Annotated in this window: 13 protein-coding genes; 6 read left to right on the top strand and 7 right to left on the bottom strand. The window is 73.3% G+C overall.

What is annotated here, in order from left to right; translation table 11 throughout:
* Positions 1 to 102: 102 nt before the first annotated feature.
* The 3 genes from VIB11_RS13550 to VIB11_RS13540 are packed head-to-tail and all read right to left on the bottom strand — an operon-like array spanning position 103 to position 2737.
* Positions 103 to 525 carry a DUF2784 domain-containing protein gene (locus VIB11_RS13550; RefSeq protein WP_332031762.1) on the bottom strand — a complete coding sequence of 141 codons (423 nt, stop codon included), beginning with the start codon at positions 523 to 525 and terminating at the stop codon, positions 103 to 105.
* 16 nt (positions 526 to 541) lie between these two features.
* Positions 542 to 2068, bottom strand: coding sequence for a gamma-glutamyltransferase (locus VIB11_RS13545; RefSeq protein WP_332031761.1), 1527 nt, complete (start codon positions 2066 to 2068; stop codon positions 542 to 544).
* Positions 2069 to 2116: 48 nt separating this feature from the next.
* Positions 2117 to 2737: a MerR family transcriptional regulator gene (locus tag VIB11_RS13540; RefSeq protein ID WP_332031760.1), complete on the bottom strand. Its 621-nt coding sequence runs from the start codon at positions 2735 to 2737 to the stop codon at positions 2117 to 2119.
* Positions 2738 to 2812: 75 nt separating this feature from the next.
* Between VIB11_RS13540 and VIB11_RS13535 the strand changes: the two genes are divergently transcribed.
* Positions 2813 to 3223, top strand: a complete 411-nt coding sequence (locus VIB11_RS13535) for a hypothetical protein (RefSeq protein ID WP_332031759.1) — start codon at positions 2813 to 2815, stop codon at positions 3221 to 3223.
* A 39-nt stretch (positions 3224 to 3262) separates the two neighbouring features.
* Here VIB11_RS13535 and VIB11_RS13530 read toward each other — a convergent pair whose 3' ends face one another.
* Positions 3263 to 4072, bottom strand: coding sequence for a TIM barrel protein (locus VIB11_RS13530; RefSeq protein WP_332031758.1), 810 nt, complete (start codon positions 4070 to 4072; stop codon positions 3263 to 3265).
* Positions 4069 to 5100, bottom strand: a complete 1032-nt coding sequence (locus tag VIB11_RS13525) for a Gfo/Idh/MocA family oxidoreductase (RefSeq protein ID WP_332031757.1) — start codon at positions 5098 to 5100, stop codon at positions 4069 to 4071. Before VIB11_RS13525 ends, VIB11_RS13530 begins: the two co-directional genes overlap by 4 nt.
* A gap of 139 nt (positions 5101 to 5239) precedes the next feature.
* Here VIB11_RS13525 and VIB11_RS13520 point away from each other — a divergent pair, with 139 nt between their 5' ends.
* Together VIB11_RS13520 and VIB11_RS13515 are read left to right on the top strand one after the other, a co-directional pair.
* The gene (locus VIB11_RS13520; RefSeq protein WP_332031756.1) at positions 5240 to 6244 is read left to right on the top strand and encodes a LacI family DNA-binding transcriptional regulator; all 1005 of its coding nucleotides are present in this window, start codon (positions 5240 to 5242) and stop codon (positions 6242 to 6244) included.
* Positions 6241 to 6975 carry a sulfite exporter TauE/SafE family protein gene (locus tag VIB11_RS13515; RefSeq protein WP_332031755.1) on the top strand — a complete coding sequence of 245 codons (735 nt, stop codon included), beginning with the start codon at positions 6241 to 6243 and terminating at the stop codon, positions 6973 to 6975. The genes VIB11_RS13520 and VIB11_RS13515 overlap by 4 nt, the downstream gene beginning before the upstream one ends.
* Before the next feature lie 11 nt (positions 6976 to 6986).
* Here VIB11_RS13515 and VIB11_RS13510 read toward each other — a convergent pair whose 3' ends face one another.
* Entirely contained in the window at positions 6987 to 8048 is a 1062-nt protein-coding gene (locus VIB11_RS13510) for a LacI family DNA-binding transcriptional regulator (RefSeq protein ID WP_332031754.1), read from the bottom strand.
* A 119-nt stretch (positions 8049 to 8167) separates the two neighbouring features.
* Between VIB11_RS13510 and VIB11_RS13505 the strand changes: the two genes are divergently transcribed.
* Entirely contained in the window at positions 8168 to 9355 is a 1188-nt protein-coding gene (locus VIB11_RS13505) for a phytanoyl-CoA dioxygenase family protein (RefSeq protein WP_332031753.1), read from the top strand.
* A gap of 61 nt (positions 9356 to 9416) precedes the next feature.
* Here VIB11_RS13505 and VIB11_RS13500 read toward each other — a convergent pair whose 3' ends face one another.
* Entirely contained in the window at positions 9417 to 10445 is a 1029-nt protein-coding gene (locus tag VIB11_RS13500) for a LacI family DNA-binding transcriptional regulator (RefSeq protein ID WP_332031752.1), read from the bottom strand.
* 126 nt (positions 10446 to 10571) lie between these two features.
* On the opposite strand from VIB11_RS13500, the gene VIB11_RS13495 reads away from it, so the two are divergent.
* Together VIB11_RS13495 and VIB11_RS13490 are read left to right on the top strand one after the other, a co-directional pair.
* On the top strand, positions 10572 to 11753 hold the full coding sequence (locus VIB11_RS13495) for a Gfo/Idh/MocA family oxidoreductase (protein ID WP_332031751.1): 1182 nt from the start codon (positions 10572 to 10574) through the stop codon (positions 11751 to 11753).
* 64 nt (positions 11754 to 11817) lie between these two features.
* Positions 11818 to 12804 carry a sugar phosphate isomerase/epimerase gene (locus VIB11_RS13490; protein WP_332031750.1) on the top strand — a complete coding sequence of 329 codons (987 nt, stop codon included), beginning with the start codon at positions 11818 to 11820 and terminating at the stop codon, positions 12802 to 12804.
* The last annotated feature ends 91 nt before the right edge of the window (positions 12805 to 12895 follow it).

The raw sequence follows: 12895 nt of genomic DNA, 5'->3' as shown, positions 1-12895 counted from the left end.
TGGCCCTCGGCGTGCACGCCGCCGCCGAGACGCTGCTCGGTGACGGCGGCACCGACGGGCAGGCGGTCGCCCTGGCTGCCCTGTGGGTGGCGTTCACCGCCTTCATGGCGATCCGCGGCGCGCTGTTCTGGTGGCGGGTCCGCTCCGACCACTGGCTCGTGACCGGCGCCTCGCGCTAGTCCGGCGCACCACCACGCCTGCCCACGAGACGGCCACGACCACAGCCGCGAGCACCTGGATCTGGCGGGTGTAGCGCTCGGGGTAGACGACGTTCTCGAGGTAGTGGTCGATGAACCCGGTGCCCGACAGCGGCTGCTCACCACCGTGCTCGCGCGCCCAGTCCTCGACGTCGGTGAGCGGGCAGCGCAGCGAGAAGACGATCGTGGAGAAGCCCCAGCCGGCCAGGGCGAGGTGCGGCCAGATCACCCAGGGCCAGCGCCAGGCGAGGAACCCGCCGACGACGACGAAGGCCAGGAAGGCGAAGTGCACCAGCATCACCGCGTCCGCCAGGAGCCGATAGCCCATCGACGCCTCCCGTCACCTAGCCGATGCCGGTCGCAGCCTCGCGGCGGGGGTCGGCGGCGGCGAGGAGCTCGCCCCCCGCGGAGCGATGGGCGGCGCCGACGCCGCCGAAGAACATCGAGTGCGCCGGGTGCATGGTCGTCGGCAGCCCCGACGCGGCGGCGGCCTCGGTCATCTCGGGGTCGTCCTCGTGCTCGATGCGGTGCGTGCCGTCGTCGAGGACCCGCACGTGCAGCCGTGGCCTGTCGATGGCCTCCTGCAGGCCGATGCCCATGAAGCAGTATCGCGCCAGGACCTGCATCAGCGCCGTGGTGATCCGGTCGGCTCCGGGGGTGCCGACCGCGAGGGTCTCCCCGGACGCGGTGCGGGCGACCGACGGCGCCATGTTGGAGGCGAGCCGGGTCCCCGGCTTGAGCGCGTGCAGCCCGAGCCGGTTGAGCTCCGGCTCGCCCAGGCAGTTGTTGAGCATCAGGCCGGTGCCCGGCACGGTCGCGCCGGCGCCGTAGCCGCTGGAGGCCGTGATGGCGCAGGCGGTGCCGTCGCTGTCCACCGCCGAGACGTGGGCCGTCGACGAGGAGGTCGGCAGGCCGGGCAGGCCATGGCGCTGGACCTTCTCGAGCAGGGCGTAGCCGTCCTCCTCGAGGTCCAGCGACAGGTCGTGCACGTGCCGGCGGTAGGTCAGCACGTGCCGCTGGATCTCGATGACGTCGGCCCAGCTCCGGCCGCGGCGGGCCGCGAGCTCACCGAGCATCACGGCGAGCATCGGGCCGCCCACGGACGGCGGTGGGTTCGTGGCGACGTCCCAGTCGCCCACCTTCAGCCGCAGTGGCCGGCGGACCACCGGCTGGTATGCCGCGAGGTCGGCTGCCGTGATGAGGCCGCCGCGCTCGGCGGAGTCCGCCGCGATCCGCTCGGCCAGCTCTCCGGTGTAGACCGTCCGGTGGCCCTGTTCCCCGATGAAGTCGAGGGTGTCCGCGAGGTCGGGCGAGCGCACGACGTCGCCGGCGTGCAGGGGCGAGCCGTCCGGCCGGCGCACCAGGGGGCGGGTGTTCTCGTCCCACCCGAAGACGGTGTCGGCAGTGATCGCGAGGAAGCTCGCCGCCGCGGCGCCGATGTGGTAGCCGGCGCGCAGGGCGGCGGAGGCAGGCGCCAGGACGTCGGACCACCGGGCTGCGCCGTGGCGCTCATGCGCGAGGCCGAGCGCCGCGAAGGCGCCGGGGGTCGCGACCGAGCCGTGACCGGCATACAGCGTGATCCCACCCCCGTAGTCGACGTCCATCTCGAGGAGACCCGCTCCGAACCGTTCCGCGGGCTGGCCGCGGCCAGGCATCTCGACGTTGCCGTCGATGACCTCGGGATCGCCTCCGGCCGGCCAGATGCTGACGAAGGCACCGCCGAGGGCACTGACGATGCCGGGCTCGGTGCCCATGGCCGCGACCATCGAGGCGATGGCGGCATCGACGGCATTCCCACCGGCGTCGACCGCGGCGAGTCCGGCATGGACGGCCACGGGCCCGGTCGCGGCAACCGCCACCTGTCTGCTCACGCTGCGATTGTGCCGTGCCGCGGGCCGGTCCGCGTCCTGCTCGGTGGACTAGCCCGTGGTGGCGCCGGAGAGCCGACGCCGGGCCAGGCTCTCCTGCGCCATCCGGCGCAGCGACACCAGCACCGGCTCCGTCAGCAGGGTGCCGAGCACGGCATACGTCGTGGCGCCCTCCCGGGTGAGCCCGCCCATCGAGGAGAGGTCGGCGCGCGCGATGTCGGCGGCCGCCCGGACGTAGACCTCGAGCACGTCGTCACCGAGCGGCTGCCCGGCGGCGTCCATCGCGTCGAGTGCCGCCGCCAGGGCGCGCGCGTGGCGGCCGCCGGCCTCGACGCGCCAGCGGTGCCGGCGGACCAGCCGCGCCACCCGCTCCTGCGCGGCCACCGAGGGCTCGGTGGCCGGGTCCGGCGAGAGCTCGGTGTGGGCGCTGCCGATGGCGGCGTCGAGCGCGAGGGTGTCGTCGTCCACGGTCGCCAGCACGGTGCGGACACGGGCCAGGCTCATCCCCGCCACGTCGACCAGCGCGCGGATCAGCCGCAGCCGCTCGACGTGCCGCTCGTCGTAGCGGGCGCGGGTGGCCCCGGTCGCCTCCCCCGGTGGCAGCAGGCCCTCGCGCAGGTAGTACTTCACCGTCGGCACCGGCACCCCGCTGCGCTCCGACAGCTCCGACATCCACATGGCGGCATCTTGACACATTGGATCGTTGGCTATCCAATATTGGAGAGTTCACTATCCAAGGGAGGCGCCATGTTGTCGGAGGAGAGCCAGGCCCTGGCCGGCATCCTGCTGCTGTCGCTCGTCACCGTCGAGACCGGCGGCCTCTACCTGCTGAAGATCGTCCGGGGCCGCGCCGAGGTGACACCGTTCCAGGAGAAGTTCGCCCGGGCCGGCCACGCCCACGCCGCCGTCCTGCTGCTGCTCGCCCTGGTCTGCCAGCCCTTCGTCGACGCCAGCGGCCTCGACGGCGCGCTCGGCTGGCTGGCTCGCTCGGGGGTCGCCGCCTCGGCTCTGCTCATGCCCGGGGGCTTCTTCTTCTCCTCGATGGGCGCCGGTCGCACCCGGCCCAACGGGTTCATCGCGCTCGTCTTCGCGGGTGCGGCACTGCTCGCCGTGAGCCTGACGACCCTGGGCCTCGGACTCCTCCTGCCGTCGAGGTGACAGCGCCCGGATTGTTGGGTCGTCATCACCTCGACCGGGTCAGGGGGTGAAAGCCTCCCGAAAGCGCGCGAGGGCCGCCTCGCTGGCCCCCGAGGCGAAGGCCTCGAGGCCGACCGTCCCGGTGTAGCCCATCGCGGCGAGGGCCCGGGCCACGGCTGGGTAGCTGATCTCGCCGGTCCCCGGCTCGCACCGGCCGGGCACGTCGGCAACCTGGATCTCGCCGACCCACGGCAGGGCCTGGCGGCACAGCTCGATGAGGTTCCCCTCGCCGATCTGCGCGTGGTAGAGGTCGAGCATCAGCCGCAGGTGGGGACTGTCCACGTCGCGCACCAGGGCCAGGCAGTCGGCAGCGGTCGCGAAGGGGACGCCGGGGTGGTCGACGGCCGTGTTGAGGTTCTCGAGCACGAAGGTGACGCCCGCGCGCTCGCCGAGCTCGGCGACGCGCGCGAGGGTGTGCCGTGCGGTCAGCCACATCGGGCCGGTCACCGCGACCTCGGGTCGGACGGGAAGGCCGTCGCTGTCGAGGCCCGTGCCGTGCAGGTTCAGCCTCGGGATGCCCAGGCGCTGCGCGACGGGGACGGACTTCTCCGCGCCGGCGAGCAGCTCATCGGCCCCCTCGGGGTCGCTGAGCCTGCCGCTGGTGTAGCCCGTCATCGACGAGAAGACCACGCCCTCGTCGCGCAGGGCGGCCAGGGCGTCGATGTCGTGTCGGGTCCAGTCCCAGATCTCGACCTCGAAGCCCAGGTCGCTGATCCGCCTGATCCGCTCGGTGACAGGCAGGTCGAGGAAGACCATCTCCGAGCTGACCGCGAGCGTGAAGGGGCAGGTCGTGGCTGCGTCGGTGCTCATGCCGACGGCTCCCGGTCGGTGTCCCGCACCGGCACCGTCCCGCCCCTCTCGACGGACTCGACGCAGGCGAGGGCGATGCGCAGGGCGGCACGGGCGTCCTCTCCGGTCACCGCTGGGGGACGGCCCGATCGCACGGCCTGGCAGAAGGCGGCGAGCTCGCCGGCGTACGCGTCCGGGAAGAGCTCGGTGTCGGCGCGGCGCGTGGGCCGGGCGACGCCGGCGCTGGTCCAGTGCGCCATGGTGAGCTGGGCAGGGGTGCCTGCGGTGACCATTCCGGCCGAGCCGAACGCCTCTGCGCGGACGTCGTAGCCGTAGGCCGCGGCGAAGCTGGCCTCGGCGACCGCGATCGCGCCGTTGTCGTAGCGGATCGTGACCACCGCCGTGTCGAGCAGCCCGCCGGCCTTGAAGTCGGGGGCGACGAGGGCGTCGGCCATGGCGCTGACCTCGACGGCCGTGGCGCCGGGGTTGAGCCAGTTGAGGGTGTCGAAGTCGTGGATCAGGGTCTGGGTGAAGATCGTCCACGGCGGGACCGCACCGGGGTTCGCCAGACCCGGGTCGCGGGTGAGCGAGCGCAGGAGCTGCGGGGTGCCGATGCCCCCGTCGGCCACGACCTGGCGGGCCGCGGCGAAGTCCGCCGCGAACCTGCGGTTGAACCCGACCTGCAGCGGCACCCCCGCCTCCCGGCACGCGCGGATGGCGCGGTCGGCGTCGTGCAGCGTCATGGCCATCGGCTTCTCGACGAAGACGGCCTTGCCTGCGCGCGCCGCGGCCACCACGAGGTCGGCGTGGGCGGTGCTGGCGCTGGTGATGGCCACCGCCTCGACGCGCGGGTCGTCGACCAGGGCCTGCGGGTCCTCGCACGCCTCGGCACCGAGGGCGCCGGCGAGCCGGGCGGCAGCCCCCGCCGCGGGGTCGGCGACCAGGACCAGCTCCGCGCCCGGCAGGCGCCGGGCCAGCGTCGTCGCGTGGTAGGTGCCGATGCGGCCGGCGCCGATCAGGCCGAACCGCAGGGGGCGCTGGTGGGTCATGGTCACTCCTTCGTCGGGTCCGGTGGAGAGCGCGCCACATCGGACTAGAGCGCTCTAGTTTTCTAGTGAAGCCGTTGCCCCCGCCCAGGTCAAGGTCTGAGGCCTACGAATCTGGAGCGCTCTAGTTAGACTCCACCCCGTGAGCACCGCGAAGCCGACGATGGAGGACGTCGCCACCCGAGCCGGTGTCTCGCGTGCGCTGGTCTCGATCGTCTTCCGCGGCGTGCCGGGCGCCTCCGCCGCCACCCGCGAGCGCGTCCTCGCCGCCGCGCGCGACCTCGACTACCACCCCGACACCCGGGCGAGCAGGCTCGGCAGGAGCCGCACCCGCACGGTCGGCGTGGTCTTCGGCGTGGGGCACGCGTTCCACGGCGACCTCATCGACGGCCTGTACGCGGCGGCGGGAGCTGCCGACTACGAGGTGGTGCTGAGCGGCGTCACGCGTCGCCGCAGCGAGTGGACGGCGGTGCAGACGCTGCTCGCCGAGCGCTGCGAGGCCCTGGTGCTGCTGGGCAGCGGCCTGGCGCCCGCGGAGATGGCACGGCTGGCCGGTCGCCTCCCGGTGGTGAGCGTGGCGCGGCGGGTGCGGGCGTCGGGCGTCGAGGTCGTCCGCACCGACGACGCCGAGGGCCTGCGCCAGGCCGTCGGCCACCTCGCCGCGCTGGGTCACACCAGGATGGCTCACCTCGACGGCGGCACGGTGGCCGGCGCGAGCCAGCGGCGGCAGGGGTTCCGCTCGGCCCTGCGCCGCCTCGGGCCGGACGCCCGCGGCGTGGAGCTGGCCGGTGGACTGACGGAGGCCGCCGGCGCTGCCGGCGCCGCGGCATACCTGGCCCTGCCCGACCCCCGCCCGACAGCGGTCACGGCGTTCAACGACCGGTGCGCCCTCGGGTTCATCGACACGGTGCGGCGCGCGGGGCTGCGGGTCCCCGAGGACGTCTCGGTCGTCGGCTTCGACGACATCGCCTCCGCCGCGTACCCCCACATCGGCCTGACGACGGTGCGGCAGGACGCCGACCGGCTCGGCGCCCTCGCCGTGGAGCGGATCTGCGCCCGGCTCGACGACGGCGAGACCGAGGCCCGTGAGCTGGTGGTGCCGCCGTCGCTCGTGGTCCGCACCAGCACCGCCGAGCCGCTCCGATGACCTTCGGCACCGTGCTGCTCCTGGGCGTCGCCGCCTTCCTGGTCGGCTACGCCAAGACCGCGATCGGCGGCCTGGCCAGCATCTCGATCGCCATCTTCGCCATCGTGATGCCGACGAGGGAGTCCACCGCCGCGATCCTGCTGCTGCTCATCGTCGGCGACGTCGTCGCCGTGTGGCACTACCGCCACGACGCCGATCTCTCGCTCCTCAGGCGACTCATCCCGGCGGTCCTCCCGGGCCTGGTGCTGGGCGCACTCTTCCTCGCCGTCGTCGACGACACCGTGCTGCGCCGGTCGATCGGCGCGCTGCTGCTCGTGATGGCTGCCCTGCAGCTCGCGCTGCGCTGGCGGTCACCGGACACCACGGCCGTCGGCGAGTCCCACGCGGCGGCGCTCGGCACCGGGCTGGGTGCCGGGTTCGCCACGATGACCGCCAACGCCGCCGGCGCGGTGATGACCCTCTACCTCGTCGCACAGGGCGTCGAGAAGCGGCGGTTCCTCGGCACGGGTGCGCTGTTCTTCTTCGGGGTCAACCTGTGCAAGGTGCCGTTCAGCGCCGGCCTGGGGCTGTTCGGGGCCCAGACGCTGAGCCGCACCGCCGTCCTCGCCCCCGTGGTCGTCGTCGGGGCCTGGGCCGGCCTGCACACGGCACGTCGGCTCAGCCAGGCGCGGTTCGACCAGGCCGTGCTGGTGGCGACGATCGTCTCCGCGCTGGCCCTCGTGCTGCGCTGACAGCGGCGTGGTCAGTCCGGCAGCAGCCTCGCGGGCAGGTTGTACGGGGTGACCACCTCGACGTTGGCCGGCACGGACGTGGGTGCGCCGGGCAGCAGGCGGTGGTGGCGCAGGACCTGGCGGATGGCGCGCCGCATGTCGGCGTTCAGGTCGTGGTGCAGCACCGCGGAGAGCGCTCCGGCCCGCAGCAGCTCCACGTTGTCCTGGTCGAGGTCGTGCCCGACGAAGGCAGCGCACCGACGACCGGCAGCCCGGAACGCCGCCACCGTCGCCCGGTTGCCGCCACCCACGGAGTAGACGGCACAGGCCGCCGGGTGACGGGCGAGCGCCTCGGTCACGAGGGCGCCGAGTGCCTCGTCGAGGCCGTCGGAGTCGGCCACCACATGCACGTCGCGGCCCGGGTCGAGCCGGTCGAGGGTCTGCTCGAAGGCCTCCGCCCGCTCCCGCTCGCCGAAGAACGCCGAGCGGCTGAGGGTGAGGAGCACGTCGCCCTCGCGCCCCTCCAGCCACCGCGAGAGCAGGTATGCCGCGGTGGCACCGGCGGCGGCGTTGTCCAGACCGATGTAGGCCACGCGCTGGCTGTCGCGCACGTCCGTGACCAGGGTGACGACCGGGATGCCGCGGGCCCGCAGGCGACGGGCCGCTGCCGCCACATCGGGGTGGTCGGGCGCCTTGAGCAGCACGCCATGGGACGTGCGCCCGCGGGTTCCCACCGCATCGAGGGCGGCGACGGCGGCAGCCGGGTCCGCACTCTCGCGCAGGTCGAACCGGGCACGCACGACCGCCGGGCGTGCCGCCGGGAGCTCCGCCTCGAGCGCCTCACGCACCGCACCACTGAAGCGGGCCGGCGCCTGCATCACGACGTCGAGGACGAGGGTGCGGGCGCCGAGCCGCAGCTGGGTCTGCTGGCGGTCGAGGTCGAGCACGGCCTGCTCGACCGCGCGGACGGCGCGCGCACTCACCCCCGCGCGCCGATGGAGCACCCGGTCGACGGTGGCCTGCGAGAGCCCCGACTGCTCGGCGATGTCGCGCAGCCGGTGGGACCTCGCCGTCGGTCGTCCGGAACGGGGCATGGGCCGAGGCTACGCCCCTCGCTGAGGTGTTTTTGAGGTCTTTGCGCTGACCGGCACCACCCGTCGCGCGCCCATGCTGGAGGGCAGGACACCGCCGTCCCCGACGATCGGAGCACACCATGGGCACGACCCACCACGCACCCACCACGCCCGCCTGGATCAGCGCCGGCGACTGCCGCCTGCCCGACCTGCTCGCCGTGCTGGAGGAGCAGACCCGGCTCGACGACTACCCCCACGCCAGCCGCGTGGAGCAGCAGGTGCTCGTCTACGACGCAGCCACCCTGCGAGCCCAGCTCGCCGACCCTGCCGTGGGGCGCGACGTGCGGGCCGAGCTCGCCCGAGCGCTCTCGACCGGCCCCGGCATCGTGGTCTTCGCCGGCGCGTTCGACGACCACGGCGTGCTCGACCGCACGACCGCTGCGTTCAACCGGATGATCGCCGACCAGCACAGCAGGGGGACCTCAGCCGGCGACCACTTCGCGAAGCCGGGCGCCAACGACCGGGTCTGGAACGCCCTCGAGAAGCTCGCGGTCACCGACCCCGAGGCCTTCGTCGCGTACTACGCCAACGACATCGTCGCGCTGGCCGCGACGGCCTGGCTCGGGCCCGGCTACCAGGTCACCTCACAGGTCAACGTCGTCAACCCCGGCGGCGAGGGCCAGACGGTGCACCGCGACTACCACCTCGGCTTCCAGTCCGACGAGGTGTGCGCGGAGTACCCGGCGAGCGTGCACGCGCTCTCCCAGGTGCTCACGCTGCAGGGCGCCGTCGCGCACTGCGACATGCCAGTGGTCTCCGGCCCGACGCTCTACCTGCCGCACAGCCAGAAGTACTCCCACGGCTACGTCGCCTACCGACGCCCCGACTTCCAGGAGTACTTCGTCGCCCACCACATCCAGCTGCCGCTGACCAAGGGCGACGCGGTCTTCTTCAACCCCGCGCTGTTCCACGCCGCGGGGTCCAACCACTCCAGCGACGTCAAGCGCATGGCCAACCTTCTGCAGATCTCCTCCGCCTTCGGACGGGCCATGGAGACGGTCGACCGCGAGCGCGTGGTCAACGCCGTCTACGACGCGCTGCTCGTCGCGCGGGCCAACGGGCTGTCGGACGAGGGCCTGGCCCACGTCGTCGCCGCCAGCGCGGAGGGCTACTCCTTCCCGACGAACCTGGACCGCGACCAGCCCATCGGCGGCCTGGCACCGCAGACCCAGGCCGAGCTGGTGGCGCAGGCCGTCCGCGAGGGAGTGGACGGCTGGGGCCTGCGGGCTCGCCTGGCTGCCCAGGCCGCGACGAGGCTCAGCCACTGAGCTCCCCGGCCCGGCCCCCCGGCCTCCGCCTCCCGCCTCCCGTTCGGGGTATTCGCGCGCGCTACTGCACTCGCGGATACCCCGAACCAGCGGGATGAGGAGGGCCCGTGGTGCCGCGCACGACCAGGTGCGGCTCGAGGACGACGTCGACGTGCTCGGTCCGGCTCCCCTCGAGCCGCTCGACCGCTGCCGCGACGGCGGCCTCGGCCATGGCCTGGGGCGACTGGCTCACGGTCGTCAGCTCGACCGTGCCGAGGCGCGCGAGGGGGCTGTCGTCGTAGCCCACGACGGAGACCTGATCGGGGACGCCGATCCCGTCTCGCCGGAACCGGTCGAGGAGCCCGAGGGCACAGCGGTCGTTGAACGCGACGAACGCCGTGGGTGACCCGGAGGTCGGGGCACTCGCCGCCCGTGCGCCGTCCTCCTCGGTGGCACCCCCGGCCACGACCTCCACCGCGTCGGGGCCGAGCAGGCGGCGCACCGCGTGGCGGTAGCCCTGCCGTCGCAGCGTGGCGATCGGGCCGCGCGGCCCGTCGACGAACGCCACCGCCCGGTGTCCGAGTCCGACCAGGTGCTCGACCGCCAGGCCCACGCCCACGTCGTCCGCCGCCCGCACGACATCCACGCCGGGCGCGGTCAGCCGCCGGCCGATGACCACGACGGCGCGCTGGGCCCCGAGCCCTGCCAGCTCGGCCTCCGCCATCGCCGGGCCGAGCAGCAGCAGCGCCTCACACCGGAAGTCGAGCAGCGACTCCACCGCGTGGTTTTCGGTGCGGGCACGGGTCAGCGGGCTGACGACGACGTCGTAACCCCGCGCGTCGGCAGCGAGGTGGATCTCCTCGAGCAGCTCGGCGTGGAACGGGCTGCTGACGTCCATCGTCACGCCGAGCAGCTGGGTCCTGCGCCGGGCGAGCAGGCTCGCGGTGCGGTCGGGCCGGTAGCCGAGCTCGTCCGCCGCCGCCAGCACCGACTCGCGGGTCTGCTGACTCGGGCCCGGCTTCCCGCGCAGCACGAGGGAGGCCGAGGCGGTCGACACCCCGGCACGGGCGGCGACGTCCTCGAGGCGCGGACGGACCGGAAGGGACGGCATACGGCTCCTTTGTCAGCACAAACCCTTGACAGGGGTCCGCGGCGGTGGCAACACTGTGGACGTCATCTTAAAGCGCTTTAAGCGTCACCGCCACCATCGCCCGTCTGGTGTTCAGAGAGGCACATCATGACCAGCTCCCCCATCGGCGTCGCCGTCATCGGCGCCGGCATGGCGGGCCGGGCCCACTGCGCCGGCTACCGCTCCGCCCCCACCCTCTTCGACCCGCCACTCCCGCCGATCCGCTACGTGTCGGTGGTCGACGCAGACGAGGGCGTCGCCAAGGACGCTGCCACCCGCTACGGCTTCGAGCGGCACGGCACCGACTGGCACGAGCTCCTCGAGGACGACGAGGTGCAGGTCGTCAGCGTGGTCGTGGCGAACCAGCTGCACCGCCCACTCGTCGAGGCGCTGCTCGGGGCGGGCAAGCACGTCCTGTGCGAGAAGCCGCTCGCACCCAGCATCGAGGACGCGCACGCGATGATCGCCGCGGCGCAGGCGCACCCCGACCTCGTCACCGGCACCGGCTTCGTCTACCGGCGGCAGCCCGCCGTCGCGGCGATCCGTGACCTGCTGCAGGCCGAGCTCGGCGAGGTGTCGCACTTCAACGGCCGCTACTGGTGTGACTACGCCCGCAGCGCGCAGACGCCGATGGCCTGGCGCTACAAGGGCGGCCCCGGCACCGGCGCGCTCGCCGACATCGGCAGCCACCTCATCGACCTCTCGGAGTTCGTCTGCGGCCCCATGGCGAGCGTCAGCGGCGCCACCTTCACGACCAAGGTCACCGAGCGCTTCGTCGCGGTCGGCACGACCTACGGGCACGCCAGGGCCGAGCTCAGCGACGTCTCGGAGCCGGTGGAGAACGACGACGTGGCCACCTTCACGGCGCACTTCGCCTCCGGAGCCGTCGGCACCTTCTCGATCTCGCGGATCGCCCCCGGCCACGCCAACTCGCTCGCCTTCGACCTCATGGCCGAGCACGGCGGAGCGAAGTGGGACATGGACCGGCCCGCGGAGTTCTCCGTCATCCGCCGGCTGCGCGGCGACGGGTTGGACGGCTACAACCAGGTCCTCGCCGGGCCGGCCCACCCGTACGTCAAGGGCGGTCTGCCGATGGACTTCCCCGGCTGCTCCTTCGGCGTCGGCGACCTCTTCGGCTACCAGGCCCGCGCCTTCCTCGAGCAGGTCGCCGGCATCGAGGGCCTGCCGCCGGTCGCGACGTTCGAGGACGGCCTGCGCGACCTCACCGTCATCGACGCCGTTGCCCGCTCGGCCGCCGCCGGCGGCGCCGCCGTCGACGTCACCCCCTGACAACCCCCTGACAACCCCTGACAACCCCTGACAACCCGACAAGCCTCAGCAAAGGACCACCACCATGTACCTCGGCGCCTACAACGCCTGCCTCGCCGACAAGCCGCTGGGCGAGGCCCTCGACCTCATCGCCGGACTCGGCCTGACCAGTGTGGAGGTCAACTCCGGCGGCTTCCTGCCCCCGATCCACCTGCCCGTCGAGCGACTGCGCGAGAGCGAGGACGCCCGCCAGGAGTACCTCGGCGAGTTCTCCTCCCGCGGGCTGACGCTCACCGCCCTCAACTGCAACGGCAACCCGCTCCACCCGCAGGCCGACTTCCCGCACCGCCAGGACCTCCTCGACTCCATCGAGCTCGCCGCCCTGCTCGGCGTCAAGCGGGTGATCACCATGTCCGGCACTCCGGGGGTCGACCCCGGTTCCACCCAGCCGGCCTGGAACCCGCTGCCGTGGTGGAGCCCGTTCCTCGACGTGCGCGACCACCAGTGGGGCGTGGCCGTCCCGTTCTGGAAGGACGTCCAGACCCGGGCCGCCGACGTCGACGTCAGGGTCGCGATCGAGATGCACCCCGGCAACATCGTGTTCAACCCCTCGACGCTGCACCGCCTCGTCGAGGAGGTCAACGCCACCCACGTCGGTGCCGAGATGGACCCGAGCCACCTGTTCTGGCAGGGCATCGACCCCGTCCTGGCGGTGGCCGACCTCGGTGAGCTCGTCTACGTCGCAGCCGCCAAGGACACCCGGGTCAACGAGGCGGCCAAGGTCAACGGCGTGCTCGACGACCGGTTCACGCGGGTCGCGGAGGGCGAGCCCGGCTACCTGCCGCTCGGTGGCGGCACCACCCTGAGCGGCTGGCCGACCGGCTCGTCGTGGGACTTCGTCGCCGTCGGGCGCGGCCACGACACCGCCTACTGGACCGAGTTCCTCCGCGCCCTGGCCAAGATCGACCCCGACATGCCGGTCAACATCGAGCACGAGGACCTCGAGCTCGACCAGATGGAGGGGCTGCGGTTCGCCGCCAACACCCTCATCGAGGCCGAGAAGGCGCTGTGACCCAGGACCACCCGCCCGGCTCGACTGCTGCCCCTGTCGAACCGGTGCGCATCGGCGTCCTGGGTGCCGCCCGCATCGCCGAGCTCAGCAT

The organism is Pedococcus sp. (assembly GCF_036554925.1).
In the GTDB taxonomy this organism is placed as follows: Bacteria; Actinomycetota; Actinomycetes; order Actinomycetales; family Dermatophilaceae; genus Pedococcus_A.
This window is presented reverse-complemented; position numbering and strand designations above follow the sequence as displayed.